The sequence below is a fragment of the Novosphingobium sp. TK46 genome (assembly GCF_055361525.1).
Genome location: NZ_CM143963.1, coordinates 818,437 through 843,472 on the forward strand (window position 1 = coordinate 818,437; position 25,036 = coordinate 843,472).

Consider the following 25,036-nt stretch of genomic DNA (forward strand, 5'->3'; position numbering starts at 1 on the left):
GGCCGATTCTGGTGAAACGACGTTAAGGATTGCCGCGTGACCGAAGAGGAAATGCGCAAGCGTCTGGAAATACTGCGGATCGAGCATCGGGATCTCGATGCGGCGATCGACGCGCTCAATGCCGCCGGCTCGACCGACCAGTTGCAGATCGCGCGGCTGAAAAAGCGCAAGCTGCGGCTGAAGGACCAGATCGCCATCATCCACGACTATCTGATCCCCGACATCCTCGCCTGATCGCGCCGGCGCCCTCGTCAAGCCGCGACGCGGCCGCCAGAGTCGCGAATTATGTGGACAGGCGCGGCGCGTACCCTTTTCGGACAATCCCGAACCGAAAGAGGCGCGCAAGCCGGTTGCCCGAACATGCGGTTCGGCCATATCAGGCCGTGCATGGGGCAAGCGTTTACAATCAATTCCAGGATCATCGAAGGGCTGTACTGCGAGGCGCTGGTGCTGTCGGACGAGGTACGACACGCCTTCACCCTGTCCGGCCGGATCGAGGAAGCCGGCGATAGCGCAGATGACGGCTGCACCCGCATCGCGATGTCGAGCGAGGGCCTGCGCACCACCACCCGGATGATGCATGCGGTGGCATGGCTGCTGAACCACCGCGCCTACTTCATGGGTGAACTTTCGGAATTCCAGCTACGCCGCCAAGGTCGCCTCTCGCCCGAGATGCGCAGGTCCGACCCCGATCATTTCCGGCTGCTGATGCCCGAAGTGCAGACCTTGGTTGGCGCGACGCTGCGCTTCTACGATCGATTGTTGCGGCTCGATCGCACTTGGCGGCAAGTCGGTGAAGACTCCGCCGGTGCGCTGGAGCGCTTGCGCGATCGCCTCGGCGCTCGGCTCGCCGGATAGGCCGCCTCGACAGCGCGGCAGGCGATGCCCATATCGCCTGCATGGAAGCCGTGACCCAGGATTGCCCCTATGCCTTTGCCGAAGCGGTCGATCCGCTGGTGCGGCGGGTACTGGCGCGCAATCCCTCGCCATTCACCTTTACCGGCACGCAGAGCTACATCGTCGGCGCCGGCTCACACGTCGCGGTGATCGATCCCGGGCCGGACGAGGCCGAACATCTCGAGGCGCTGATCGCGGCGATCGGCGATGCCCGGGTGGTCGCGATCTGCTGCACCCATACCCATCGCGATCATTCCCCGGCGGCCGCCCCGCTCGCCGCGCTGACCGGCGCCCCGATCGTCGGTTGCGCGCCGCTGACGCTGAATGACGAAGGCCCGCGCTCCGATGCGGCCTTCGATCCGTCCTACCGGCCCGATCGGGTGCTGGCCGATGGCGAGAGCATCTCTGGTGATGGCTGGACGCTGATCGCCGTCGAGACGCCGGGGCATACCTCGAACCACCTATGCTTCGCCCTGCCCGAAAGCGGGGCGCTGTTCACCGGGGATCATGTGATGGGCTGGTCGACCACGGTGATCTCGCCGCCCGATGGCGACATGACCGACTACATGCGAAGCCTGCAAAAGCTGCAGGATCGCCGCGACCGGATCTACTTCCCCGCGCATGGCCCCGCGATCGACAACCCGCATCAGCTGGTGCGCGTGACGATGGGGCATCGGCGCAGCCGGGAAAAACAGATCCTGCGGCAGATCGAGGAAGGCCACACGCAAATCGGCGAGATGGTCTCACGCATGTACAAGGGCTTGGACGAACGGCTGTGGCCGGCCGCCGGACGCTCGGTCCACGCGCATCTGATCGACCTCGCCCGTCGCGGCCTGGTTGCCGAAGCGGGCGAGGGCTGGTCGCTTGGCAGCTAGGGAATAATCCAGGCGACGATGAGGATGAGCAGCGCGAAACCGGCGATGAAGATCGCCGCCCGCGCCAGATCGGCCGGCTTGATGCGATCGTAGTGGTCGGCACGATAGGCCCGATAGCTTTCATGCACGCTCGGGTCGCTGGCCAGCAATCCCAGATCCAGTGCCGTCGCATCTTTGCGAAACCAATGATGGATGCGGTCCAGATCCTTGGCGGGAAGATCGGGATAGCGGGCAAGCAACGCGGCGATACGCACGCGTTCGTCGGCGCTCGACGCGCCGGCTTCGATTGTCGTCATGGTCGTTGATCCTGAAAGATTGTCTGTCGTGCGGCACCCTTGGCAGGCGCCGGCGATGGCAACTTCAGGCGAGCGGTGGCCCGCGCAGATCGGGCAGGCGCTCGGCGCGATCGCGTGGTGGGGGGCCGCGAACGCGCGGACGCAGGTAGTCGGCCGCCGCGAAAACGAAAGCGGCAGGCACGACGTGCAATTGCTGTAGCGGTTCCGGCAGCGTCGGCGTGGGTATCGCCTGCACCTTCGCACTGTCACCACGGCGCACCGAAGCCAGCGCCACGTCCGCCGTGGCCGCACTGAACGCGGAGCCTGATCCGCGCTGCAGGGGTGAAGGCACCGGCGCCAGCGCCTGGATGCCGATGACGGCCAGGATCACCGCTGCCCACAGGCGAAAGACCAAAAGAGCGCGATGTGCCGGCATCCGCGCAATTTAGGATCCGTTGCCCGATCGGGCAAGCCGACGGCTTGCTATCGCATCCAAAGCGCATGACGCACGTTGCTTCGTCATGTCCCTCGCCGATCCGATCTCGCGCCGCGTCAAGGCATCCATCCGCAACCGGGTGATCGCGCTGTTCAACGATACGTCGCGCGGCGAGGCGCCGGTGCCACGAAGCCAGGATGCGCTGTTCGCTCCCGATTCGGTGGTGTGGCGGGTTCACGGCGATGTCGGTTCGATGATGGTGGGCGGGGTCACCAGCCTGCTGCTGCAGATGCTCCACCCGGCCGTGCTGGCGGGCGTGTGGGACCATTCGAACTTCCGTGCCGACATGCACGGTCGTCTGCGCCGCACCGCCCGCTTCATCGCCCGAACGACCTATGGCGAGCGACAGGCGGCGCAAGCGGCGATCGCCACCGTCCGGCGAGTCCATGATCGCGTGGATGGCACCCTGCCTGATGGCACGCCATACCGCGCGAACGATCCGGCGTTGCTGGCCTGGGTGCACGTAACGGAGACCAGCAGCTTCCTTGATGCCTGGGTCCGCTATGGCGAGCCGATGATGTCGCTTGCCGAACAGGATGCGTATTTCGCTCAGATGGCGCAGATCGGCGAAGCGCTGGGCGCCGCCCCCCTGCCCCGCTCGCGCGCGCAGGCCCGCGAGATCATCGCGACGATGCGGCCGCAGCTAAAAGTCGACGAACGCACGCGCGAGGTCGCCAGGCTGATCCTGGCGGGCAACGGCGGCCCACCGCTCGGCGAGGCGCCACGCAAGCTGGCGATGCAGGCCGCCATCGACCTGTTGCCGGGCTGGGCGCGTACGATGCACGGGTTTGCCATCTCCCCGATGGAGCGCCCGCTGGTTCGCGCCGGCACTTATGGCGTTGCGCAGACATTGCGCTGGGCTTTTCGCTGAACCGGATTGCGACGACCCATGGCCATATCTCGAAGCGTGGCACCAACATGACAAATGATGTCTTGGCGGCAGGTTCGCTTGCCACTGGTCCACGGTAACCCCATCTAGATCCTGCGGGCCGGGCCCCTCTGACGATGTGAACGCTTGCGGGCGCATCGTGATGTCGGACCGCATCGGTGATGCCGATGCCGCGTCCGGGACCCCCTTCCCTCAGCTCCCTGGTAACGGAAGCAGCGTCGGCTCACCGATCGAACCAACATCGTTCGATGAGGATATGGCCCATGAACTCCCGATTTTACCTTTTGCTGGAACATTTGCAGGCTCTCGACGCCAAGCTACGGCTCGAACAGACATTGGCCTTCGCCAATCGGAAGGAGATCGCCCGTCTTCAGACGCGCAAGCTGACCGTGCGTAATCGCTTGTCGCGCCTCGCGCGGCGCTCCAGCATGCAGCCCATCTGAGGAGTGATGCGATGGAACTGCTGACCGCCGACTGGCTGGGTACTCCCGCCTGGTTCTGGCTCGCCTTCGCGGCGATCGTCCTGATCCTCACCGCGTTCGACCTTGGCGTCCTGCACAAGGATGACAAGGAGATGGGCATCGCGGAATCGCTCAAGCTGTCGATCTTCTACATCGCGATCGCGATGGCCTTCGGCGGCTGGGTGTGGTTCGCCAAGGGCGCCACCTCGGGCGTCGAGTACTACACCGGCTACTTCATCGAGAAGGCGCTCTCGATCGACAATGTCTTCGTCATTTCGATGATCTTCGGCTTCTTCGCGATCGAAGCGAAGTATCAGTATCGCGCGCTGCTGTGGGGTATCCTGGCGGTGATCGTGCTGCGCGGCGCGATGATCGCGGGCGGCGCCGCGTTGGTGGCCAGCGCGCACTGGGTGATGTGGATCTTCGCCGCGTTCCTGGTCTTTACCGGCCTGAAAATGCTGTTCGCCGGCAACTCCGATCCAGACATCGGCAAGAACCCCGCTGTGCGCTGGATTTCCAGGCACCTCAACGTCACCAAGGAGCATCACGGCCACCACTTCTTCGTCAAGGCGCCGAATGCCGCCGGCAAGATCGCCTGGGCCGCCACGCCGCTGTTCCTGGCGCTGGTGGTGATCAACCTGGCCGACCTGGTGTTCGCGGCGGATTCGGTGCCGGCGATCTTCTCGATCACGACCGACACCTTCATCGTCTATACCTCGAACATCATGGCGATCCTGGGCCTGCGTGCGTTGTACTTCGCGCTGGCCGCGATGGTGCACCGCTTCCACTACCTCAAGTATGCGCTCGCTTTGGTGCTGGTGTTCATCGGCGCGAAGATCCTTGTGGCGGACTTCGTGCTGGGTGGCGCCAAGTTCCCGCCGCTGCTGAGCCTCGGCGTGACACTCGCCCTGATCGCGGGCGGCGTCGGCTGGTCCTTGTGGAAGACTCGTGGGCAGGACGCGCCCACCCCCGGCTGACATCGCGCGGGTCGGCCCCTCCTTCCGCTGCCGCTTTGCATGGCGCCAGCGGCAGGGCTAAGGCGCCGCGATGCAAGCCAGTGTTCCATCACCCGAGACCAGCCCGCCAACACCGCGGCGCTGGAACGCGGGCCATCTTGCAGCTCTGCTCGGCGCCAATCTCGCGCTCGCGCTGGGACCGTTGCTGGTGCGGCTGGCCGATACCGGACCGGTCGCGGCTGGGTTCTGGCGGCTTACGCTCGCCCTGCCGGTCATATTCGTCCTGTCGCGTCGCGATCCGCCGGAGCGCCGCCGCGTCGCCGGGGGGACGCTGGCACTCGTGGCGGGCGCAGGCGCATTCTTCGCGCTCGATCTTGCCAGCTGGCACGTCGGCATCGCCACGACCAAGCTCGGCAATGCCTCGCTGTTCGGCAACGCGGGCAGCGTGATCCTGATGGCCTGGGGGCTCATCGCCGCCCGCCGCGCCCCACGCGCGCTGGAACTTGGCGCGATCGTCGCGGCACTCACGGGCGCGGCATTGTTGATGGGCGGCTCGCTGGAGATCAGCCATGCCAGCTTCGTGGGCGATCTGTTCTGCCTGCTCGCCGGCTTCTTCTACGCCTTCTACATCCTGATGCTGGCACCGGCGCGCGCGCGGCTGGGGCAGTTCTCGGTGTTGTTCTGGTCCACGCTGACCGGCGCGCCGATCCTGCTGGTCGTCTCGCTGCTGCTGAACGAGCCGGTCCTGCCGCATGACTGGACACCGCTGCTGGTGCTGGCGATGAGCAGCCAGGTCGTCGGGCAGGGTCTGCTGATCTACTCGCTGAAGAACTTCACGCCGCTGGTCATCGGGCTGGCTCTGCTGACCCAGCCCGCCGTCTCGGCCCTCACCGGATGGCTGGCATTCGGTGAAGTGCTGAGCCTGGGCGACATCGCGGGCATGGTCCTGCTTGCGGGTGCCCTTGCGATGGCGAAGGCGGGCGACAAGCCCGCCTGACGCCTGATCCGTCAGCGCTTGCCGAGATCGCCCTGCCCGATCGTGCCGCTGGCCATCTCGAGCATGCGGTCGAGGCTTTTCTTGGCTGCGAGCCGCAGCGGTTCGTCGATCTCGATCCGCGGTTCGAGGTTGAGCAGCGACAGGTACAGCTTCTCCATGGTGTTGAGCGCCATGTAGGGGCAGATGTTGCAGTTGCAGTTGCCGTCCGCACCGGGCGCGCCGATGAAGGTCTTCTCCGGCAGGGCCAGCTGCATCTGGTGGATGATGTGCGGCTCGGTCGCGACGATCAGGGTGTCGACCGGCATCGTCTTGGCATATTGCAGGATGCCGCTGGTCGAACCGACATAGTCCGCGTGATCGACGATATGCGGCGGGCACTCGGGATGCGCCGCGATCGGCGCGCCGGGGTGCTGCGCCTTGAGCTTGAGCAACTCGGTCTCGCTGAACGCCTCGTGGACGATGCACACGCCCGGCCATAGCAGCATCTCGCGATCGAACTTGCGGTTGAGATAACCGCCAAGGTGCCGGTCGGGCCCGAAGATGATCGGCTGATCGCGCGGGATCTGCTGCAGGATCGTCTCGGCGCTGGAGCTGGTAACGATGACGTCCGAGAGCGCCTTCACCTCGGTCGAGCAGTTGATGTAGGTCAGCGCGATGTGATCGGGATGCGCCTCGCGGAAGGCCTTGAACTTCTCTGGCGGACACGAATCCTCGAGGCTGCACCCCGCGTCCATGTCGGGCAGGACAACGATCTTGTTCGGGCTGAGGATCTTGGCGGTATCGGCCATGAATTTCACGCCGCAGAACGCGATCACATCGGCGTCGGTCTCGGCCGCCTTGCGGCTCAATTCCAGCGAGTCACCGACGAAGTCCGCCAGATCCTGCAACTCTGGCTTTTGATAGTAATGCGCCAGGATCACGGCATTGCGGTCCTTGCGCAGCCGCTCGATCTCGGCGCGCAGGTCTAGTCCGGACAGGTTGAGGCTTTGTGCGGTCATGGTATCCTCGTGGATCTTTGGTCGCGCATGTAGGGCTGCGGCACCCTCAACCCAAGCGGTTTCGTTACTTGGCGGCTGCCACGGGCTCACCATCGAAGCGGGCGTTGACCGTCACGTTGCCAAAGCCCGCGATCTCCAGCGGGATGGCCAGGTTCTGGCGGATCGCATCCTTGGCGGCCGATCGGGCCAGGTTCATCAGCACCGGATTGCCCGCCTGCTGCCGCGCCTGCTGTTCCGCCAGCTGCGTGTTCTGGCGACTGAGCGAATCCTGCGCATCGCGCGTTATCCAGACGCCTTCGCGCAAATACTGCGCGCGGCCTTCGTCGAGGTTGGGCGTACCGACGCTGAGCGGGGGCAGCAACACATCGAGCGTGCGCGTGCCCTCGTTCCATGCAAGGCGATTGCGATCCATCTTCGACAGATCGAGCGCATAGTCGACGCGCGCCGGGATCACCGCCACCTGCCGCGATTTCACGAGGCCAAGCAGTCGGCTGTCTTCGGCCGAAACGACCGGAGCGAGTTGCGCGCTGAACACGGTCAGGCGGTTCTGCTTTTCGAACGCGACGATCGTCGTGCCGATCGCGTCCCCCGCGGGCCTTGGGGCGAACGCGCGGAAAGCCAGCCATGCCGCCACTGCAAGCATGATGATGAACAGCAACCAGGGCAGACCCTGCACGCGGGCAAGCGCGCGGCGCCGCTCGGTGGCCGGGGCGTGAGGCGCGGTGGTGGTGCGATCGGGATCGATGGTCGTCATGGCTTGCGCAACGCCTTGCAGGCGGTTGCTGTTCCTGACGAAAGCTAGAGCAGATGGCCGGTGCGATCGCGCTTGGTATCGAGGTAGCGCGCGTTGTGCGGGTTTGGCGGCAGGCGGTGTGGCACCCGCTGCGCCACGGTGACGCCGACTTGCTCCAGCGCCTCGACCTTGGCCGGGTTGTTGGTCATCAGGCGGATGGCATGGACGCCCAGCAGTTCCAGCATCCGCGCCGCCACCGGAAAGTCGCGCGCCTCGGTCGGCAAGCCCAGGCGGTTGTTCGCATCGACGGTGTCGAAGCCCTGATCCTGCAGGCGATAGGCCCGCAGCTTGTTTACCAGCCCGATGCCGCGTCCCTCCTGCCGCATGTACAGCAGCACGCCCCAGCCGCCACGCTGCGCCTCATCGGCCATCGCCTTCAAGGCGGCCTGCAGCTGCGGACCGCAATCGCATTTGAGCGAACCGAGGATATCGCCGGTCAGGCATTCCGAGTGCAATCGCACCAGCGGCGCACGGTCCCCATCCTGCGTGCCGATCACCAGCGCCACATGCTCGCGCATGTCGTCGCGGGACCGGAAGGCGACGATCTCGGCGTCCGGGGTAGCCTCGATCGGCAAGTGCGCACGCGAGGCGATGGCGAGGCGGGCGGTATCCTTCCAGCTGGCGAGATCGGCAGCCTCGACAGCCTGGGTCTCGGCGGCAGGCGAGGGATCGACGAGGAACGCCGGCAGAATACCCGCGAGCCGCGCCAGTTCCATCGCCGCGCGCGCCGCGTCCATATCCGGAATATGCTCGGCGGCGAACGGGCCCTTCATCGGATATACCAGGTCGAGCGCGGGATCGGCGATGGCGCGCGCTGCTTCCAGGTCGAACGGTTCCGCCGCGCGGATCAGCACCGGGGCCTCGGGGATCGCGGCTTCGCGCTGGTTGGCGAGCTTCAGCGTCACCGCGCGCGCTGCCGATATCAGCATGCGCGACGCAGTGGCCTGCGGGGCGAAACCGGTCTCTGCCGGTAGCAGCGCGAACGTCTCGCCCAGGCGGATCGGCCAGCCGTGGCGCAACGCATCGATCGCCAGCGCCACCCGGCGCGAAGGCGATGGCTGCGAGCCGGGCGCGATTTCGCTCAGAGATCGAACTCGGTGATCAGCGGAACATGGTCGCTGGGCTGCTCCCAACGCCGCGTTTCCTCGACGAAGCGATGGCTGCGGGCCTGCGGGGCCAGTTGGGGCGAGGCCCACATATGGTCGAGCCGCCGACCCTGGTCCTTTTGCCGCCAATAGCTGCGATAGGACCACCAGGAATAGTTACGCTCGGGCGCCGGGATGAACTGTCGACCCAGATCGACCCAGCCATGCGCATCGCGGAAGGTGCCCAGCGTCGCGACCTCGATCGGCGTGTGGCTGACGACCTTCAACAAGGCCTTGTGATCATAGACATCGCTTTCGAGCGGCGCGACATTGAAGTCGCCGACGATCAACGAGGGACGCTCGATCGCCTCGGCCCAGCGCGTCATACGCTCCAGAAAGTCGAGCTTCTGGCCGAACTTGGCGTTGACCGCGCGATCGGGCACGTCGCCGCCCGCCGGGATATAGACGTTCTCGACGATCAGCCCCTGCCCTGCCCCGAGCAGTTCGACGCCGATGTGACGCGCCTCGCCGTTATCCTGCCAGTCATGCCTGCTGAAGACGCGAAAAGGAATGCGGCTGATCGTGGCGACGCCGTGGTAGCCCTTCTGCCCGTGGACCGCGCGGTGGGTATAGCCCAACCGCTCGAGCGGTTCGTGCGGGAACAGATGTTCGGCCACCTTGATCTCTTGCAGGCACAACACATCGGGTGCCTGCTCGATCAGGAAGCGCTCCACCTGGCCCATGCGCAAGCGGACCGAGTTGATATTCCAAGTGGCGATGCTGACCATGCGGAGCCTTTAGGGTTTGGCAGCGCGAAATGCCAGAGTGGGGCTGCTGCGAAACCGCCGCGCAGGGTCCATCGAGAGCGGACGCAACCGGCGCGGACAAATGAAAACCCTCGAGCCGGGGGCAGAGGCTCGAGGGTTCCACTGAGCGTTCGTCACGCTTTGCCAGCCGGCTTTAGTGAGGCACGGCAACAGGGGGGAAACCTGCCTCAAGCCTTGCTGACAACGCCTATGTAGGGCTTCGAGCCTTGCTGCCAAGTGAACGAAGCCGCCATAAGTGTCTTAAAATGTCGCATCATCGGCGGTATCAGGACCAAGCGAGCGCTGTCATCGACGAGTGCGTGGCCGCGGGTCGTTCCAGCGGAAATCCGCATCGCTCACCGGCACGCCATAGCGCTGGTTGCTGAGCCGGACGGTCGTTCGCGTGTTCTGCGAATCCAGCGAAACCCATGTGGTCAGTTCCAGCCCACCGGGTGCGGAGGCCTTGCGGGTAAAGATCAGGGTGATGACGCCATACTCGGGATGCTTGCGGTCGCGCACCTCGACGCTGATGACGTTCGGGTTGCCCGTGGGCTTGAGCGTGCCGAAACTGGCGACGTCACGCTTGGGATCGAGAATGGCGCCAAGCGGGCTGTTGCCGATCGGCCAGCGCTGCACCTGCTTGACCTCGTAGTCGATCAGGGTCAGCGCCTTGCCATCGCCGACGATCAGCAGCGGGACGCCTTTCTGATACTGAAAGCGGATGCGGCCGGGACGCTTGAGCGTGAGGACACCGCTGAGCGTCTGACCGGAGCGGTCTGTCTGGGTGAAGTTCGCCTTGAGCGTGGTGATCGCCCGCAGCGATTCCACCACTTGCGCCAGCGGAGCGGGAGCCTGCGCGGCGACGGGCGCGGACACGGTGAGCGCAGGAACGCAAAGCGCGGCCGAAACGGCCGCGCCCGCGATAACACGAAAAGTCTTCATCGATCGGTTCATGCGCCTGCCTTTGCAGTCGCGGCGTTGAACCGTCAATGAACCCTTACTTGATCTTGGCTTCCTTGAACTCGACGTGCTTGCGCACGACGGGATCGTACTTCTTGAACACCATCTTCTCGGTGGTGTTGCGCGGGTTCTTCTTCGTCACGTAGAAGAAGCCGGTATCGGCGGTGGAGACCAGCCGGATCTTTACGGTTGCGGGCTTCGCCATGGCGCTTGTCCTGTTCCTCTAAGAGCCGCGCCGTGGCGGCCGCTGAAATGCTGTTTGCAAACGAATGAGGGCGGCAAAAACCCGCCGCCCTGCAAGGTTGCGGCCCATGGCGTATGCATCGGCGCGAGTCAAGCGTGGGCGGTGGGATCGACCGCCCGATGCTAGTCGGTCCTGAAGGACGCGATCGGTTCAAGAACCTCGAAATGCTCGTGTCCGGGCTTGCCCGCCAATGGTGGGAAATCGAGCGGCGCGGGCTCAACATCGGTATCGGGCATGCGGTCGAGCAAGTCGCGGATCAAGGTCAGCCGGCCACGGCGCTGGTCGTTGAAATCGACCAGCGTCCAAGGCGCATGCGGCGTGTGCGTGGCTGCCAGCATCGCCTCGCGCGCCTTGGTATAGGCGGTGTATTTGCCCCGCGCGGCGAGATCGACAGGGGACAGTTTCCAGCGCTTGAGCGGATCGTCCAGCCGTTCGGCCAGGCGCTCCTCCTGCTTGTCCTGATCGCAGGCGAGCCAGTATTTGAACAGCAGGACGCCGTCGTCGACCAGCAGCTTCTCGAAATCCGGAGCCTGTCGCAGGAACGCCTCGACCTGCTCGGGCTCGGCATAGCCCATCACCTGCTCCACCCCGGCGCGATTGTACCAGCTGCGATCGAACAGCACGATCTCGCCCCTGGTCGGCAGATGCTCGACATAGCGTTGGAAATACCACTGACCCTGCTCGCGCTCGCTCGGGCTGGACAGGGCGACGACGCGGCACTGGCGCGGATTGAGCACATGTCGGATCGCGCCGATCGCCCCGCCCTTGCCCGCCGTGTCGCGACCCTCGAACAGGACGACGATGCGCGCACCGGTCGCGGCGGCCCAGCGCGCCATGCCGACCAGCTCCAGCTCCATCGCCGCAAGCGCCCCGTCGTAAGCCTTGCGCTTGAGGTGTTTGCGATCCTTCATCGGCTGAGCAGGTACACCGCTACCGCGCCGGCGACGATGCGGTACCAGGCGAACGGACCGAACCCGGACTTGCTGACGAAGGCGACGAAGCCCTTGATCACGACCAGCGCAACGAGGAAGGAGACGACGAAGCCGATCGCGATCTCGCTCCAGCCAACCGGCCCCATGCCGGCGGCGAGTTCATGACGCGAACTGAACAGCTCCAGCGTGGTCGCGCCGATCATCGTCGGGATGGCCAGGAAAAAGCTGAACTCGGCGGCGGTGCGCCGTTCGATGCCCATGGCGAGCGCGCCCATGATCGTCGCGCCCGAACGGCTGACGCCCGGAACCATCGCCAGGCACTGCGCCATGCCGACACCCAGACACTGCATCACGGGCAACTGCGCCACACCGGTCAGCGGTCCGGGCTTGGCGATCTTCTCGACCAGCAGGATCGCGATGCCGCCGGCGATCAAGGCCCAGCCGACGATGATCGGCGCCCCCAGCATCGCATCGATCTGATGCTTGAGCAGCAGGCCCAGGACTGCCGACGGCAGGAACGCGACCAATATGTTGCGCACGAAGCGGATGCTGCCCGGCTGCAACTTCAGCAGCCCGGCGCCCACGGCCCAGAACGTGCGCCAGAACTGCACCACCACCGCCAGGATCGCGCCCAGCTGGATGACGATGTTGAACACCTTCCAGGTCTGCGCATCGTAACCGAATATCTCGGATGCCAGGATGAGGTGCCCGGTCGACGAGACCGGCAGAAATTCGGTGAGACCTTCGACGATGCCGAGGAGGATGGCGGTGATAGTTAGTGTCATCGGCGCAGAGACATGACGCGGGCAGCGGCCAAGTCAATCTCGCCAGCGTCATGTGGCGCAAAATTTCGGTTGGAAGCCGCCCTTCCCGGCCCGTCGACAAGCCGGGAAGGGCGATCTGCCTAGATCATCACCAGATGCGCACGCGATCCTGCGGCGCCAGGTACAGCTTGTCGCCCGGCTTGACGTCGAACGCCTTGTACCACTCGTCGAAGTTGCGCACGATACCGTTGATCCGCACGTCGCTGGGGGCGTGGGGATCGACGATCAGGTACTGACGCGCCTGCTCGTCGCGGATCTTCTGCCGCCAGACCTGCGCCCAGGCCATGAAGAAGCGCTGGTCGCCGGTCACGCCGTCGATCACCGGTGCGGGCTTGCCGTTCAGCGACAGCTTGTAGGCACGATAGGCGAGGCTGAGACCACCCAGATCGCCGATGTTCTCGCCCATCGTCAGGCGGCCGTTCACGCAGGTCTTGCCATCGTCATAGGGGCAAAAGGCGCTGTATTGCGCGGCCAGCTTATCCTGCAGCTTTTCGAAGTTGGCCTTGTCCTGCGCCGTCCACCAGTCGCGCAGATTGCCGGTGCCGTCGTACTTGGCGCCCTGATCGTCGAAGCCGTGACCCATCTCGTGGCCGATCACGGCCCCGATCGCGCCATAGTTCACCGCCGGATCGGCCGAGACGTTGAAGAACGGCGGTTGCAGGATCCCGGCCGGGAACACGATCTCGTTGAATGGCGGGTTGTAGTAGGCATTGATCGTCTCGGGCAGCATGAACCATTCGGTGCGATCGACCGGCTTGCCCAGTCGGCCCAGCTTGTCCTGCTGCTCCCAGGTCGCGGCGGCCATCGCGTTGCCCAGCGCGTCGTCGGGCGACACTTTAAGCCCCGGATAGGTCTTGAACGTCTCGGGCGCGCCGATCTTGGTAGCGAATGCATCAAGCTTGGCTTCCGCTTCCTGGCGGGTCTGCGGCCCCATCCAGGCCAGCGTCTGCAGGTTGGCCGCCATCGCCTTGCGCAAGTTGGCGACGAGGCTCTCCATCGCCGCCTTTTCGGCCGGAGGGTAATACTTCGCGGCGTAGATCTTGCCGAGCAATTCGCCGACCTGACCCTCGACGGTGGCGATGCCGCGCTTCCAGCGGGGGCGCTGCTCGGGCTGGCCGCTCAACACCTTGCCGTAGAAATCGAAGTTGGCCTTGTCGATTTCGGTCGGCAGCACCGAGGCGTGATTGATGACGAACTGGGTGGAAAGCCAGGCCTGCCATGTCGCGACCGGCACGTCGTGAAGCAGCTTCATCGTCGCGGGCAAGCCGCCGCCGATCATCTGCTTGGCTTTGGCCGCATCGATCCCGGCCGCCTTGAGTTCTTCTGGCGTAGGCGGAATCTGGTCGGCGATGACATACGACGGCGTCACCCCAAGCGACCCCAGGAACGCATCGATCTCACCCGGCTTGCCGAGTGCCTTCGCCTGCTCCAGCGTCAACCGGTTATATGTGAGATCAGTGTTGCGCTCGATCACGCGGTCCCACTGCTCCTGCGCCATGCGCGTCTCGAGCGCGAGCACCGCCTTGGCGGTTCCGGCAGGATCGGGATTACCGAGCTTGCCCTGCACGAACGTCAGGTAATCCAGATACTTGGCGCGGATCTCCTGCGACTTGGCATCTTGCTTGAGGTAATAGTCGCGATCCGGCAGGCCGAGGCTGCCCTGGCCGAGATAGAACGCGTTGATGTCGCTCTTCTTCAGATCGGGATCGACGCTGGCGCTGACCGGTGACGCATAACCGGGTTTGCCGAACAGCGTCATCAGCTTGAGCGGCGTGTTGGCGGCCTTGATGCTGGCGAGATAGGGCGCCAGCGGGGCCATGCCCTTGGCGTTGATCGCGTCGACATTGGTAAAGGCGGTATAGGACGCGGCGATGCGCGCTTCGTCGCTGCCGGCAGCCGGCTTGGTGGCGGCAAGACCATCGAGGATGCCGCGGATCCGCTCCTGCGACAGGTCCTGCAGGATCACGAACGAGCCGACGCTGGTCTTGTCGGCCGGGATCTCGGTCGTCGCCAGCCACTGCCCGTTGACGTACTGGTTGAAGTCGTCGCCCGGCTTGGCGTTGCGGTTCATGTATTGGGTCTGGACGCCGAAGCTGCCCCACGTTTTATCGGCGGCAGCGGTGGTGGGCGACGCGGTAGCCGGACGCGCGGGGGCGGCGGCATCCCTGGCGAGCGCCGGGGCCGAAAGAGCCAGCGCCGAAAGCGAAGCGGCGGCCAGAAGAGACGTTAAGCGAAGAGGCAAGGGCAATGTCCTTTGCGATCGAGTGCTGCGACATGACGTGGCAGAGCAGCGGCAGAACCGCCGCGCGATGTTTCGCGACATAGTTGCACCTTCGCGACAATCCAATGCCGCGACGCCGGTTGGTCCGCTTAATCTTTCACGAAGGTGGAGAGGCTTGCGTGCCGTCAGCCCAGCGGGGTCACGCGGGGCGCATCGAACTGCAGCGCCGCCAGCCGCGCATAGAGCCCTCCGGAAGCGCTGAGGCGTTCGTGCGTGCCCTCCTCGACGATGCGGCCATCCTCCATCACGATGATCCGGTCGGCCTTGCGCACGGTGGCGAGCCGATGGGCGATCACCAGCGTGGTGCGGTCCTCCATCAGGCGATCGAGCGCATCCTGCACCAGCCGCTCGCTTTCGGCATCGAGCGCGCTGGTGGCTTCGTCGAGCAGCAGGATCGGGGCGTCGCGCAGGATGGCACGGGCGATCGCCAGCCGCTGGCGCTGCCCGCCGGACAGGCGCGCGCCGCCCTCGCCCAGGAACGTGTCGAGCCCTTGCGGCAGGTCGCGCAGGAACGCCTCGGCGTTGGCGGCGCGCGCCGCGTCCCAGATCTGATCGTCGCTCGCGTCCCAGCGACCATAGCGCAGGTTGTCCCGCGCATCGGCGGCGAACAGCACGCCCTCTTGCGGCACCAGCGCCATCCGTGCACGCACTTCGCCCGGATCGGCCGAGGTCAGCGGCACGCCGTCGATCTTGATGGTGCCGGTCTGCGGATCGTAGAACCGCTCGGCCAGCAGGAACAGCGTCGACTTGCCCGCGCCCGAAGGTCCGACGATGGCGACCGTCTCGCCCGGTTCGACCGTCAGCGAAAATTCGCGCACGGACGCCTGTTGCGGTCTCGAGGGATAGCGGAAGGTCACCCGATCGAACGACAGCTGTCCGCGCGGCGGCTCGGGCAAGGCTTGCGGCCTTGCGGGCGCGGCGATCACCGGCCGTTCGCCCAGCAGTTCGGCAAGCCGGCTGGCCGCGCCGGCACCGCGCACGAGGTCGCCGTAGACTTCGGTCAGCGATCCGAACGCACCCGCGACGATACCGCCGGTCACCACGAAGGCGGCGATGGTGCCGCCCGAGATCACCCCGTTGGCAACATCGATCGCGCCGCGCCACATCAGCAAGGTGATCGACCCGAAGATCAGGAACATGATGACCGCGGTCATGATCGCGCGGATCATGATGCGGCGTTTGGCGGTATCGAACGTGCGCTCCACCGCCGCGCCGAAGCGGTCGCCTTCGCGCTTTTCCTGGTTGAACGCCTGCACCACCCGCAACGCGCCGAGCACTTCGGAAACCATCGCGCCGATGTCGGCCACGCGATCCTGGCTGGTGCGCGAGACGACACGCAGTTTGCGGCCGAAGAAGGCGATCGGCAGGATCACCACCGGGATCGCCAGCACCAGGCCCAACGTCAATTGCGGGGCCAGCGCCAACAGATAGGCCACGCCTCCCACCGCCATGATGAGGTTGCGGAGCGCCACCGAGACCGTCGAGCCGACCACCTGCTCGATGATCGACGTGTCCGCCGTCAAGCGCGAGGCGATCTCCTTGGGGCTGTTTTCCTCGAAGAAGCTGGGCGACAGCCGCAGCAGGTTCCCCTGCACCGCCAGCCGCACATCGGCCACGACCCGCTCGCCCAGCCACGATACGCTGTAGAAGCGCACGGCGGTGCCGATCGCTAGCACGGTCACGATCAGCAACAGGTATTCGAACCAGCGCGCGATGTCGGCCGGATTGCCGCCGTTGGCAAAGCCCCGGTCGATCACCAGGCGGAAACCCGCCGGGATCGCCAGGGTGGCGCTGGCGGTGACGATCAGGGCGATGCCGGCGGTAACGAGCCGTCCCGGATAGGCCAGCAGCTGGCGCCAGATCATCAGCAGAGGCGAAAGGCTGCGGCGGCGCGGCTCCGGTGCCTCGGTGGTTGGATCTTGCCCCGCAGACGGGGTCGACGCGTTCGTGCCGGCTGCTGCTGCTTCCATGGCGCGGCCCTTACATCCTAGCCTCGTAGAGGGAAAGGGTCACGCGTGGGAGCCCTTCTGCCAAGGTGTAAAAAGGGCATCACCGCCAAACGGGTGCAACCGGCGACCCAAATGCCGCATTGCACAAAAACGTCTTCTACACCAAATAGCGCGTATCACCGTCGAGGTGCCTCGTGTCGCCTTGGAGAACCGTTCGTGCTGTACAATGCCTATGAACTTCAACGCACCATGCTGACCGGTGCGGCCGCATGGGCTTCGATCGGAGCGGAGGTTCTTTCGAATCCCTCGCTGCCGATGGGCTATTTCGGGTTCGGCCCGGTGGCAGCCTCCGCGCTCGAAGTCTTCGCACATGCAGCGACGCCGCGCGGCAAGCCGGCGTTCGGCATCACCGAGGTCAGCGTGGACGGAAAACGCTATCCGGTTACCGAATCGGTCGTGCTTGAACGGCCGTTCGGCAACCTGTTACGGTTTGAACGTGACGGCCTGCCGGCCGACGCGCAGAACCTGCTGATCGTGGCCCCGATGAGCGGGCACTACGCCACGCTGCTGCGCGGCACGGTCGAGCGGATGCTCCGGACATCCCGCGTCTTCATCACCGACTGGGCCGACGCGAAGATGGTCCCGCTCGATGCCGGCGTGTTCGACCTCGACAGCTACATCGACTATGTGATCGGCTTTCTGGAAAGCATCGGCCCCGGCACCCATGTCCTGGCGGTTTGCCAGCCTTCGGTCCCGGCCGTGGCGGCGACGGCGGTGATGTCGGCCGTCGGCAATCCCTGCCGCCCGGCGACGCTGACCATGATGGGCGGCCCGGTCGACACCCGGCGGGCGCCGACCAGCGTCAACGATCTGGCGATGCAAAAGCCGCTGTCGTGGTTCGAGAACAACGTCATCGCCACCGTGCCGCTGACCTATCCGGGTGCGGGGCGCCGGGTCTATCCCGGGTTCCTGCAGCTTGCCGGATTCATGTCGATGAACTTCCAGTCGCACATGAAAAGCCACTGGGCGATGTTCAACCACCTGCTGCGCGGCGACGAGGACAGCGCCGATGCGACCAAGGCGTTCTACGACGAGTATCGCTCGGTCTGCGACATGACCGCCGACTTTTATCTGCAGACGATCGATCACGTCTTCCAGCGCCACTCCTTGCCGAAGGGCGAGTTCGTCCATCGCGGCCAGCGCATCGACCTTGCCGCGATCCGCGATACCGCGATCCTCGCCATCGAGGGCGAGAAGGACGACATTTCGGGTCTTGGCCAGACGCGCGCCGCGCTCGATCTCGCAAGCGACCTGCCCGACAGCCACAAGAAGTACTACCTGGCCACGGATGTCGGTCACTATGGCATCTTCAACGGCAGCAAGTGGCGAAACCGCATCGCGCCGGTGGTGGAGCAGTGGATCGCCCAGCACGCCTATGTCCCCTCGCCCCCGATCGCGCAGGAAGACGACGCCTGAACGACGACCGGGACGTCCTGCCCCTGGCGGCGGGCTGGCGAGATCGGGCAACATCCGCTAGATGCACGGCATGAATCGTGTGTTGGGCAGGCGGGATGTTCTAAGAAGCGGGCTTTCCGCAGGTGCCGGGCTGATGGCGACCGGCCTTGCGGTGCCCGCACTGGCGCAAGGTTTCCAGAGCCTGGCCGAGCCTTTGCCCGCTCCGGGATCGGTGCCGCTGGTGGGCGATCCCTTTGCGCCGCCGCCAGCCGTGGTGCTGCCGGTACGGCCGCCCTCCCCCGTCGGCACGCCGGAATACACGCACAAGATTCTCGCTTCCGCCAAGCGCCAGGTCGAGCGCATGGGCAGCAAGCTGTGGCGTACCGACATCGTCGGCATCGCGGACTTTTCGCGGCCTTCGTGGGAGCCGCGCCTGCATTTCGCCAATCTCGAGGCGGGTACGGTCCGTTCGTTCCTGCTGGCGCACGGCAAGGGTTCCGATCTCGACCATACCGGTTGGCTGCAGACATTCTCGAGCCAGTACGGCTCGCTGGCGACATCGCGCGGTGCTTATCTTACCTGCGAATGGTACACCGGCAAGTACGGCACCTCGATCCGCCTCCTCGGTCTCGATCCTGATAATTCGACCGCGCTCCAGCGCATGATCGTGATGCATTCGGCCTGGTACGTCGATGCCGGGATGATCGAGAAATGGGGAAAGCTGGGTCGCAGCGACGGGTGCTTCGCGATGAGCCCGACCGACTTCAACCAGGCGCTGTGGCACTTGTCAGGCGGACGCCTGCTGTTCGCCGACCGGATCGTCTGAGCAGCTAAAGCGCGTGACTGGTCGAGGTCGGCTTGCGAGACCTGCGTTCTCGCAAGCATCGACACGAGCATGTCGAAATGTTACCGGCGCGGCACGATGGCTATCCTAACCGGAACACGACGGGCAGAGCCCACCGACGCGCGGCAAGTGCGATCGCAAAAGGCCCTGAACGACGCGCTGCTGGCGCTGTTGGAAGAAAAGCCCTTCGACCAGATCACCATCCGCGAGATCAGCGCCCGCGCCGGCACCGGCTATGCCACGTTCTTCCGCCACTACCCGACCAAGGAAGCGCTGCTGGGCGATGTCGCGTCCGAGGAGATCTCAGGCCTGCTGGCGTTGAGCCTGCCGATCCTGGCAGAGGCGAAAAGCCTTGAATCCACCCGCGTGCTGTGCGGCCATGTGGGCGAACATCGCAAGCTGTGGCAGGCGCTGCTGGCCGGCGGCGCGGCGGGGATCGTGCGCGACGAGTTCATCCGCCAGGCGCGCCTGCTGCCAGCGGGATCTTCGCAACTCGACTGGCTGCCATCCGATCTTGGCGTGGTGCACGGAACCGGGGCGATGATCGACGGCCTGGCCTGGTGGCTGACGGTCGGCACCGATCTTTCGGCGGACGCCATCGCCGCCATCCTGCACCGGCTGGTCATCGCGCCGCTAATGGGCGACGTGCCAACTCTCGGCGTCACGAACGCGTAAATCGGCCGCCCGCGTGGTCAAGCGACTGCGGCTGCGAAGAAATCGAGCGACAGCGTGGCAAGCACACCGCGCGCCCCCCATATGCCCGCCATGCTATCCGAACACGTCCTGACCGACGAAGACGCGCTGCTGGCCGGCGCAGACTGGCCTACCTTCGGCTGGAGCGACGATGTGCGCCCCGCGCTGGCTCAGGCGATAGCTCAAGGTCAGCGGGTCGCCCTTGCGACGCTATACAAGGTCGAAGGCAGCGCGCCACGCGGTCCGGGCGCGCAGATGCTGTTCGTGGGCAACGCTGCCACCGGGTATTTTTCGGGCGACTGCATCGAAGGCGATGTCGCCGGGCACGCGCGCGACGTTCTGGCGGATGGCAAGCCGCAGCGGCTGCACTATGGCATGGGCAGTCCGTGGATCGACATCCGCCTGCGCTGCGGCGGTGCCCTGCACGTCCTGGTCGAGCGGATAGAGCCTGACAGTGCCGCGGCACAGGCGCTGCTGGCGGCGGCACGCGCGCGGCAGATCTGCGTGTGGCGCAGCGATGGCGTGCGCCAGGACGTGACGCTTGGCGAGGCACCGCTGCTGACACTGGAAGAGGCGCCTTTCACGCTGGCACGCCGTTACGATCCTCCACGCCGGCTGATCGTGACCGGCGGCGATCCGGGCGCACTGGCGCTCGCGCGGCTCGCCACCGACGCCCGCTTCGAGACGATCCTGGTGCGCCCTTACGGACCTGAGACACCCCCGCCCTTTCCGGTATCACAATACCTGCGCGAGCCGGTGGCCGACGCATTGGCGCGGCTCGGCCCCGATCGCTGGACAGCCTACGTCGGCGCCACGCATGAGGACGAGCACGACCTTGGTGGATGCCTTGCGGCGTTGCGTGCCGGGGCCGGCTATGTCGCGATGATCGGCGCGCGATCGCGCGCGCCGGCGCGAATGGCGGCCTTGCAAGCCGCCGGCGCGAGCGCGGAAGAACTGGCGCACCTGCAGCTGTCACCGGGTGTGCCGGGTCTTGGCAAGGCGCCCTGGGAAGTCGCGACCGGCATCCTTGCGCAAGTGATGCAGGCGCTCAATCCGGCGCGCGAACGGGCGTGAAACGGATCGCGCTGGTGCTGGCCGCCGGATCGGCGCGGCGGTTCGGCAGCGACAAGCTCTCGGCCGATTTCACGGGCGTGCCGCTGGTGTCCCATGCGATCCGGGCCGCGCTGGCAGCACCGGTGACGCGGGTGATCGTGGTCGCGCATCCCGCGCTGGAATTGCCAGCACATGCCGGGATCGAGGTGGTGCGGATCGCCAGCACCGCCTTGTCCCAAACCCTGCGCGCCGGTCTCACGGCAGCGAGGGATGTGGACGGCCTGTTCGTGTTCCTGGGCGACATGCCGCTGGTGCCGCACGACGTGGCCTCGCTTCTGGCCGGGCGCATCGGCGGCGCTTATGCCGCAATGCCGCTCCACGCCGGCAAGCCGGGCCATCCGGTGCTGCTATCGGCACAGGCCTTTGAAGATATCGCGGCGCTGCAGGGCGACGCCGGGCTCGGCAAGCTGCTTCGGTCGCGCGAAGACGTGGTGTTGGTCGACTGCGCCGATCCGCTGATCCACGCGGATGTCGATCGGCCCGAAGATCTCGTCGCGCTTGGTGGCGCGAACCGTTCGCCGCGCTAACCCAGCTGCTGCTGCGCTTCGTTCAGGCAAGCGCATGCCTGCGCGATCAGCGAGGCGACGCCGCGATCGCCGTGCCTTTCCGCGATCGGCAGCCCATGCAGGATCAGGGACACGCCGAAACGGGTCTGCCGCCTGACGACCGCCATGTCGATTTCGACACCCCAGGCGGCGCTGTTGGCAGGCCCGCCGACGATCAGGTTGAGGTAGGCCTGTCCGGCTTCCTGCGCATCTTCGCGAGAAAGACGTGCACGCCGTTCGAACAGGTCGAACAGATAAAGCAGCGTCGGCTCGGTGCCGAGGCGCACGTTCTCGCTGCTGATCTCGGGCATCCACATCGATTCGGCGTTGGTCAGGCGCATCAGCCGCAGCCCGCCCGGGCTGAGCACGTTGGCCACCAGCAGGTCGCCGATCGCCACCAGCGTCCGTTCGAAGTCCGCCTCCTCGAGCGCGCGCAGTTGCTCTGTCGGCAGGATCCACTGGCTTATCGCACGCTCCAGAGCCGCCTTGAACAGCCGCGTCTTGTCGCCGTAGCGTGCATAGACCGTGCGCTTCGCCATGCCGGCGGCGGCTGTGATGGCATCGATGCTGGTGCCGGCGAAGCCGTTGGCGAAGAACAGTTCGACCGCCTTGTCCAGCAAGGCCTCGTTGCTGAGCGAGGGCCGGCCCGGGCGTCGTCGCGCGCTGTCGTGAATGTCGCTTCCGCTACCGTCGTCGCTGATCGTCATCGCTGCCGCCGCCATCTTGCGCCCACGGTCCTATCGCGACTTGCGCTAGGGGGCAACGCACGTTTGAAACGCTGCAGGTGCGAAATCGAAAGCGCGTGATGCCAGGCATCTTTGCCGGTCTCGTAAGAGCGTGCTATGGCTTACAAATCGACGCAAGCCAGGGTATTCGCGACGCACTCGAAAAAGATGCGCGAGGCTACCGCGAGAGCGACAAACGAGGATAGCGTGATGAGCAACCTGGATATTCGCCCGGCCATCGATGGCCGTGATTTCGGTGTGCGGGTACGCGGCATCACCTTCGACCAGACCAAGGATGTGGTGGTGCGTGACGAGGTCAACGCCCTGTTCGAGCGCCACGGCATGATCGTGTTCGAGCAGGTGGAGCCCAGCGGCCGCATGCATGTCGCCCTGTCCGACATCTTCGGCCCGATGAAGGACCACCCCAGCAAGGCGGTGCCCCGCGTCGATCAGGACACCATGCCCGGCGTGATCGACATGACCGCCAAGCCCGAACCCGAAGGCCGCATCGAGGTCGATGGCCGCGAACTGGTGAGCTGGCTGCCCTGGCATTTCGACCATGCCTACAACAACGAACTGAACCGCGCCGGCGTGCTGCGCCCGCTTGACATTCCGCCCGAAGGCGGGCTGACCGGCTTCGTCGACGGCATCGACCTGTATCAGGCGCTATCGCCCGACTTGCGCGACCGGATAGAGCGCCACAACGTGCTCTATCGCATGAACGTGGTGATGAAGGACTTTCACTTCGGCGCACCCGATAGCTATCGCTGCCTCGAAGAGAACCCCCATGCAGCGGCTGTGATGACCGCGGCCGAGGGCGTTCCCCGCGCCGTCCATCCCGCCGTATGGACCCGCGCCTCCGGCGAAAAGGTGCTGCACGTCTCGCCTTGGATGGCCGAGGGAATCGAGGGCCACGAGACCGCCGAGGGTCACGCCCTGCTGCAGGACGTCAGCGCGCAGATCTTCGCGCTCGCGGGGGATCTGGCTTACTGGCATTCGTGGAAGCCCGACGACATGCTGATCTGGGATAACTGGCGCGTGCTGCACGCGGTCAGCGGACATTCCCCGAAGTATGGCCGGCGGATGCAGCGCACGACGATCAAGGGCGACTACGGCCTTGGTTATTTCGAGAACGGCGCCACCACCGACAACAAGATTCTCGAGCGGACGTACTGACGAAGCGCGGCGTCGCGATGTGAGCAGGCTGGCCTGATCGGGACGGTCGCCGGCGATGCAAGGATCACGCCCGCGCCGTGCCGCCCCCTTTCCAGTCAGGCGCGGCCGGTGGTATTGGCCAGGAACGAAGGGTCGATACCTTCCGCGCGCCAGGTGCCGGCCCAGCGGCCGTCGGCCGGTGTTTCGAACAGGACCGATCTGTGCCCGCCGGCGGCGTACCAGCCATGATGGCGCATCTCGCCTTCGAGCTGCCCGCCGCCCCATCCGGCGTAGCCCAACGCGATCAGCCAGTCCCTGGGACCACGCCCTTCGGCAATGGCGCGCAGCACGTCGAGCGAGGCCGACAGCGCGCATAGCGGCTCGACCGCGATGGTGTCCTGCCCGCCCCAGTCGGTCGAATGCAGCACGAAGCCACGTCCAGGCTCGACCGGACCGCCATGATGCACTTCGCGATCGGGCGCATCGCCGGGATCGATGCCGACTTCTTCCAGCAGTTCGCGAAAGCGCACGCCTTCGCGGATATGGCCGATGCCGATGCCCAGCGCGCCGTGCTCATCGTGCACGCACATGACGTTGACGGAGCGTTCGAAGCGGGGGTCGAACATGCCGGGCATCGCCAGCAGGATTCGGCCCGAAAGGTATTGTTCGGTGGTCACGGCCCAAGTGTACCGTCTTCCCCGTCGGCGGCAAGGCGGCGTGATCGCGTTTCCGCGATCGGCATTGTCCGGGTTTGCGAGCGCGGCTGGCGGCGCCTAGAGTCGGGCGACCCGTCCCGGAGCCTGCCGATCATGACCATGCTGTTCGACCCACCGCCGATCTCCGCCGTGCCGCTGGCGGATGAGACCGCGCTCTTCCCAGTTTCGCGGGTGTTCTGCGTGGGGCGCAACTATGCCGCGCATGCACGCGAAATGGGCGACGTGGCGCAACGCGACGCGCCGATCTGGTTTACCAAGGCCGCCGCGGCGATCCATCTGGCGGGCGACACGATCCCTTATCCGCCCGGCACAGCCAACTGCCACTACGAGATGGAGCTGGTGGTCGCGATCGGCACGTCCGGTTTTCGCGTTCCCGTCGAACAGGCGATGGCGCTGGTGCTGGGCTATGCCTGCGGTTTCGACCTCACCCGTCGCGATTTGCAGAATGCCGCCAAGGACAAGGGTTATCCCTGGGACACCGGCAAGGACTTCGAGAACGCGGCGGTCATCGGCCCGCTCACCCGCGCGGCGCGCTTCGGCCAGCCGGGCGGGCAGCGTATTTCGCTCCACCAGAACGGCGTGATCAAGCAGGACGCCGAGCTTGCGGACATGAGCTGGAGCGTGGCCGAACTGATCGCGGACTTATCGCGCCTGTACCATCTGGTTCCCGGTGACCTGATTTACACCGGCACCCCGGCCGGGGTCGGCCCGATCGAACCGGGCGACGTACTGGATGGTACGATCACGGGGTTGACGCCGATCCGACTGACGATCGGTGAGCCGGAGTGAGACGCCGGTCCTTGCGCGCGTAAGCCGGGCCCGGACGGATACCCATTCATGCGGCCTGCAGAGCCACGCGAGCGTTGATGGTGTTTTTCGACGTTCGAGATGGAATCCCGCCTAAGTGGAAATGACCCGGTGGGTGTTAAAAAATCGACTGGTAACCGCGCAAGCGGGTACGCCCGCCGGCGAGCGCGGGGTTACGCCAGGAAAGACACACGGCGGACGTTGCGGCCGGCGCGGGTGCCTGGCGCGACAGGCTTGGCTCACGTTCCATCTCGCGACCGGCCGA

The 25,036-nt window shown here is 65.7% G+C and carries 28 protein-coding genes; 14 read left to right on the forward strand and 14 right to left on the reverse strand.

The annotated features are described in order from the left end of the window. Positions 1-36 precede the first annotated feature (36 nt). The 3 genes from ACXJ1Z_RS03780 (at position 37) to ACXJ1Z_RS03790 (ending at position 1,772) form a co-directional block, all read left to right on the forward strand. Positions 37-234: a YdcH family protein gene (locus ACXJ1Z_RS03780; protein WP_463779645.1), complete on the forward strand. Its 198-nt coding sequence runs from the start codon at positions 37-39 to the stop codon at positions 232-234. A gap of 153 nt (positions 235-387) precedes the next feature. Next, entirely contained in the window at positions 388-858 is a 471-nt protein-coding gene (locus ACXJ1Z_RS03785) for a DUF1465 family protein (RefSeq protein WP_463779647.1), read from the forward strand. A 41-nt stretch (positions 859-899) separates the two neighbouring features. Beyond that, positions 900-1,772, forward strand: a complete 873-nt coding sequence (locus tag ACXJ1Z_RS03790) for an MBL fold metallo-hydrolase (RefSeq protein ID WP_463779649.1) — start codon at positions 900-902, stop codon at positions 1,770-1,772. On the opposite strand, the gene ACXJ1Z_RS03795 is transcribed toward ACXJ1Z_RS03790, so the two are convergent. Next, positions 1,769-2,068: a hypothetical protein gene (locus tag ACXJ1Z_RS03795; RefSeq protein ID WP_463779651.1), complete on the reverse strand. Its 300-nt coding sequence runs from the start codon at positions 2,066-2,068 to the stop codon at positions 1,769-1,771. The genes ACXJ1Z_RS03790 and ACXJ1Z_RS03795 overlap by 4 nt on opposite strands. A gap of 64 nt (positions 2,069-2,132) precedes the next feature. After that, on the reverse strand, positions 2,133-2,483 hold the full coding sequence (locus ACXJ1Z_RS03800) for a hypothetical protein (protein WP_463779653.1): 351 nt from the start codon (positions 2,481-2,483) through the stop codon (positions 2,133-2,135). A gap of 85 nt (positions 2,484-2,568) precedes the next feature. Here ACXJ1Z_RS03800 and ACXJ1Z_RS03805 point away from each other — a divergent pair, with 85 nt between their 5' ends. The 4 genes from ACXJ1Z_RS03805 to ACXJ1Z_RS03820 all read left to right on the forward strand — a co-directional run bounded on the left by ACXJ1Z_RS03805 (position 2,569) and on the right by ACXJ1Z_RS03820 (position 5,846). Next, complete coding sequence (locus ACXJ1Z_RS03805) at positions 2,569-3,414, forward strand: oxygenase MpaB family protein (RefSeq protein ID WP_463779654.1); 846 nt, start codon at positions 2,569-2,571, stop codon at positions 3,412-3,414. A gap of 281 nt (positions 3,415-3,695) precedes the next feature. Continuing rightward, positions 3,696-3,875, forward strand: a complete 180-nt coding sequence (locus ACXJ1Z_RS03810) for a hypothetical protein (RefSeq protein WP_463779656.1) — start codon at positions 3,696-3,698, stop codon at positions 3,873-3,875. 11 nt (positions 3,876-3,886) lie between these two features. After that, on the forward strand, positions 3,887-4,870 hold the full coding sequence (locus tag ACXJ1Z_RS03815; protein WP_463779658.1) for a TerC family protein: 984 nt from the start codon (positions 3,887-3,889) through the stop codon (positions 4,868-4,870). A gap of 70 nt (positions 4,871-4,940) precedes the next feature. After that, a complete protein-coding gene (locus ACXJ1Z_RS03820) occupies positions 4,941-5,846 on the forward strand; it encodes a DMT family transporter (protein ID WP_463779660.1) in 906 nt (301 codons plus the stop codon). 11 nt (positions 5,847-5,857) lie between these two features. Here ACXJ1Z_RS03820 and nadA read toward each other — a convergent pair whose 3' ends face one another. The 10 genes from nadA to ACXJ1Z_RS03870 all read right to left on the reverse strand — a co-directional run bounded on the left by nadA (position 5,858) and on the right by ACXJ1Z_RS03870 (position 16,739). Continuing rightward, positions 5,858-6,844, reverse strand: a complete 987-nt coding sequence (gene nadA / locus ACXJ1Z_RS03825; protein ID WP_463779661.1) for a quinolinate synthase NadA — start codon at positions 6,842-6,844, stop codon at positions 5,858-5,860. A 64-nt stretch (positions 6,845-6,908) separates the two neighbouring features. Further along, positions 6,909-7,598, reverse strand: coding sequence for a DUF4230 domain-containing protein (locus tag ACXJ1Z_RS03830; protein ID WP_463779662.1), 690 nt, complete (start codon positions 7,596-7,598; stop codon positions 6,909-6,911). Positions 7,599-7,642: 44 nt separating this feature from the next. Next, the gene (ribA, locus tag ACXJ1Z_RS03835) at positions 7,643-8,677 is read right to left on the reverse strand and encodes a GTP cyclohydrolase II (protein ID WP_463779664.1); all 1,035 of its coding nucleotides are present in this window, start codon (positions 8,675-8,677) and stop codon (positions 7,643-7,645) included. A 41-nt stretch (positions 8,678-8,718) separates the two neighbouring features. Beyond that, positions 8,719-9,510, reverse strand: a complete 792-nt coding sequence (locus tag ACXJ1Z_RS03840; RefSeq protein WP_463779665.1) for an exodeoxyribonuclease III — start codon at positions 9,508-9,510, stop codon at positions 8,719-8,721. Between the two features lie 324 nt (positions 9,511-9,834). After that, positions 9,835-10,470 (reverse strand): LolA family protein, encoded by a 636-nt coding sequence (locus ACXJ1Z_RS03845; protein WP_463779667.1) that lies wholly within the window; start codon positions 10,468-10,470, stop codon positions 9,835-9,837. 55 nt (positions 10,471-10,525) lie between these two features. After that, entirely contained in the window at positions 10,526-10,693 is a 168-nt protein-coding gene (gene rpmG, locus ACXJ1Z_RS03850) for a 50S ribosomal protein L33 (protein WP_147089455.1), read from the reverse strand. A 161-nt stretch (positions 10,694-10,854) separates the two neighbouring features. Then, complete coding sequence (gene ppk2 / locus ACXJ1Z_RS03855) at positions 10,855-11,643, reverse strand: polyphosphate kinase 2 (RefSeq protein ID WP_463779669.1); 789 nt, start codon at positions 11,641-11,643, stop codon at positions 10,855-10,857. Beyond that, positions 11,640-12,449 (reverse strand): undecaprenyl-diphosphate phosphatase, encoded by an 810-nt coding sequence (locus tag ACXJ1Z_RS03860; RefSeq protein ID WP_463779670.1) that lies wholly within the window; start codon positions 12,447-12,449, stop codon positions 11,640-11,642. The genes ppk2 and ACXJ1Z_RS03860 overlap by 4 nt, the downstream gene beginning before the upstream one ends. A gap of 127 nt (positions 12,450-12,576) precedes the next feature. Further along, positions 12,577-14,736, reverse strand: a complete 2,160-nt coding sequence (locus ACXJ1Z_RS03865) for a M13 family metallopeptidase (RefSeq protein WP_463779672.1) — start codon at positions 14,734-14,736, stop codon at positions 12,577-12,579. Between the two features lie 158 nt (positions 14,737-14,894). Further along, positions 14,895-16,739 carry an ABC transporter transmembrane domain-containing protein gene (locus ACXJ1Z_RS03870; RefSeq protein ID WP_463779674.1) on the reverse strand — a complete coding sequence of 615 codons (1,845 nt, stop codon included), beginning with the start codon at positions 16,737-16,739 and terminating at the stop codon, positions 14,895-14,897. Positions 16,740-16,934: 195 nt separating this feature from the next. Here ACXJ1Z_RS03870 and ACXJ1Z_RS03875 point away from each other — a divergent pair, with 195 nt between their 5' ends. The 5 genes from ACXJ1Z_RS03875 to ACXJ1Z_RS03895 all read left to right on the forward strand — a co-directional run bounded on the left by ACXJ1Z_RS03875 (position 16,935) and on the right by ACXJ1Z_RS03895 (position 21,350). After that, the gene (locus ACXJ1Z_RS03875; RefSeq protein WP_463781163.1) at positions 16,935-18,194 is read left to right on the forward strand and encodes a polyhydroxyalkanoate depolymerase; all 1,260 of its coding nucleotides are present in this window, start codon (positions 16,935-16,937) and stop codon (positions 18,192-18,194) included. Positions 18,195-18,327: 133 nt separating this feature from the next. Then, positions 18,328-18,999: a murein L,D-transpeptidase catalytic domain-containing protein gene (locus tag ACXJ1Z_RS03880; protein WP_463779675.1), complete on the forward strand. Its 672-nt coding sequence runs from the start codon at positions 18,328-18,330 to the stop codon at positions 18,997-18,999. Positions 19,000-19,095: 96 nt separating this feature from the next. Further along, positions 19,096-19,692: a TetR/AcrR family transcriptional regulator gene (locus ACXJ1Z_RS03885; protein ID WP_463779676.1), complete on the forward strand. Its 597-nt coding sequence runs from the start codon at positions 19,096-19,098 to the stop codon at positions 19,690-19,692. 90 nt (positions 19,693-19,782) lie between these two features. Then, a complete protein-coding gene (locus tag ACXJ1Z_RS03890) occupies positions 19,783-20,784 on the forward strand; it encodes an XdhC family protein (protein WP_463779678.1) in 1,002 nt (333 codons plus the stop codon). Next, entirely contained in the window at positions 20,781-21,350 is a 570-nt protein-coding gene (locus ACXJ1Z_RS03895; protein WP_463779680.1) for a nucleotidyltransferase family protein, read from the forward strand. The genes ACXJ1Z_RS03890 and ACXJ1Z_RS03895 overlap by 4 nt, the downstream gene beginning before the upstream one ends. Here the strand turns inward: ACXJ1Z_RS03895 and ACXJ1Z_RS03900 are convergent. Continuing rightward, positions 21,347-22,075, reverse strand: coding sequence for a TetR/AcrR family transcriptional regulator (locus tag ACXJ1Z_RS03900; protein ID WP_463779682.1), 729 nt, complete (start codon positions 22,073-22,075; stop codon positions 21,347-21,349). The genes ACXJ1Z_RS03895 and ACXJ1Z_RS03900 overlap by 4 nt on opposite strands. A 228-nt stretch (positions 22,076-22,303) precedes the next feature. Between ACXJ1Z_RS03900 and ACXJ1Z_RS03905 the strand changes: the two genes are divergently transcribed. After that, a complete protein-coding gene (locus ACXJ1Z_RS03905; protein ID WP_463779684.1) occupies positions 22,304-23,269 on the forward strand; it encodes a TauD/TfdA dioxygenase family protein in 966 nt (321 codons plus the stop codon). Between the two features lie 95 nt (positions 23,270-23,364). Here the strand turns inward: ACXJ1Z_RS03905 and ACXJ1Z_RS03910 are convergent, their stop codons facing one another. Further along, the gene (locus ACXJ1Z_RS03910; protein ID WP_463779685.1) at positions 23,365-23,925 is read right to left on the reverse strand and encodes a YqgE/AlgH family protein; all 561 of its coding nucleotides are present in this window, start codon (positions 23,923-23,925) and stop codon (positions 23,365-23,367) included. Positions 23,926-24,057: 132 nt separating this feature from the next. Between ACXJ1Z_RS03910 and ACXJ1Z_RS03915 the strand changes: the two genes are divergently transcribed. Further along, positions 24,058-24,753, forward strand: a complete 696-nt coding sequence (locus tag ACXJ1Z_RS03915) for a fumarylacetoacetate hydrolase family protein (protein WP_463779687.1) — start codon at positions 24,058-24,060, stop codon at positions 24,751-24,753. The last annotated feature ends 283 nt before the right edge of the window (positions 24,754-25,036 follow it).

Excerpts from the sequence above, each read along its gene's own strand:
- ACXJ1Z_RS03785 (WP_463779647.1), top strand. The coding sequence starts at position 388 with ATGGGGCAAGCGTTTACAATCAATTCCAGGATCATCGAAGGGCTGTAC.
- ACXJ1Z_RS03790 (WP_463779649.1), top strand. The coding sequence starts at position 900 with ATGGAAGCCGTGACCCAGGATTGCCCCTATGCCTTTGCCGAAGCGGTC.
- ACXJ1Z_RS03795 (WP_463779651.1), bottom strand. The coding sequence starts at position 2,068 with ATGACGACAATCGAAGCCGGCGCGTCGAGCGCCGACGAACGCGTGCGT.
- ACXJ1Z_RS03800 (WP_463779653.1), bottom strand. The coding sequence starts at position 2,483 with ATGCCGGCACATCGCGCTCTTTTGGTCTTTCGCCTGTGGGCAGCGGTG.
- ACXJ1Z_RS03805 (WP_463779654.1), top strand. The coding sequence starts at position 2,569 with ATGTCCCTCGCCGATCCGATCTCGCGCCGCGTCAAGGCATCCATCCGC.
- ACXJ1Z_RS03810 (WP_463779656.1), top strand. The coding sequence starts at position 3,696 with ATGAACTCCCGATTTTACCTTTTGCTGGAACATTTGCAGGCTCTCGAC.
- ACXJ1Z_RS03815 (WP_463779658.1), top strand. The coding sequence starts at position 3,887 with ATGGAACTGCTGACCGCCGACTGGCTGGGTACTCCCGCCTGGTTCTGG.
- ACXJ1Z_RS03820 (WP_463779660.1), top strand. The coding sequence starts at position 4,941 with ATGCAAGCCAGTGTTCCATCACCCGAGACCAGCCCGCCAACACCGCGG.
- nadA (WP_463779661.1), bottom strand. The coding sequence starts at position 6,844 with ATGACCGCACAAAGCCTCAACCTGTCCGGACTAGACCTGCGCGCCGAG.
- ACXJ1Z_RS03830 (WP_463779662.1), bottom strand. The coding sequence starts at position 7,598 with ATGACGACCATCGATCCCGATCGCACCACCACCGCGCCTCACGCCCCG.
- ACXJ1Z_RS03840 (WP_463779665.1), bottom strand. The coding sequence starts at position 9,510 with ATGGTCAGCATCGCCACTTGGAATATCAACTCGGTCCGCTTGCGCATG.
- ACXJ1Z_RS03845 (WP_463779667.1), bottom strand. The coding sequence starts at position 10,470 with ATGAAGACTTTTCGTGTTATCGCGGGCGCGGCCGTTTCGGCCGCGCTT.
- rpmG (WP_147089455.1), bottom strand. The coding sequence starts at position 10,693 with ATGGCGAAGCCCGCAACCGTAAAGATCCGGCTGGTCTCCACCGCCGAT.
- ppk2 (WP_463779669.1), bottom strand. The coding sequence starts at position 11,643 with ATGAAGGATCGCAAACACCTCAAGCGCAAGGCTTACGACGGGGCGCTT.
- ACXJ1Z_RS03860 (WP_463779670.1), bottom strand. The coding sequence starts at position 12,449 with ATGACACTAACTATCACCGCCATCCTCCTCGGCATCGTCGAAGGTCTC.
- ACXJ1Z_RS03870 (WP_463779674.1), bottom strand. The coding sequence starts at position 16,739 with ATGGAAGCAGCAGCAGCCGGCACGAACGCGTCGACCCCGTCTGCGGGG.
- ACXJ1Z_RS03880 (WP_463779675.1), top strand. The coding sequence starts at position 18,328 with ATGGCGACCGGCCTTGCGGTGCCCGCACTGGCGCAAGGTTTCCAGAGC.
- ACXJ1Z_RS03885 (WP_463779676.1), top strand. The coding sequence starts at position 19,096 with ATGGCTATCCTAACCGGAACACGACGGGCAGAGCCCACCGACGCGCGG.
- ACXJ1Z_RS03890 (WP_463779678.1), top strand. The coding sequence starts at position 19,783 with ATGCTATCCGAACACGTCCTGACCGACGAAGACGCGCTGCTGGCCGGC.
- ACXJ1Z_RS03900 (WP_463779682.1), bottom strand. The coding sequence starts at position 22,075 with ATGACGATCAGCGACGACGGTAGCGGAAGCGACATTCACGACAGCGCG.
- ACXJ1Z_RS03905 (WP_463779684.1), top strand. The coding sequence starts at position 22,304 with ATGAGCAACCTGGATATTCGCCCGGCCATCGATGGCCGTGATTTCGGT.
- ACXJ1Z_RS03915 (WP_463779687.1), top strand. The coding sequence starts at position 24,058 with ATGACCATGCTGTTCGACCCACCGCCGATCTCCGCCGTGCCGCTGGCG.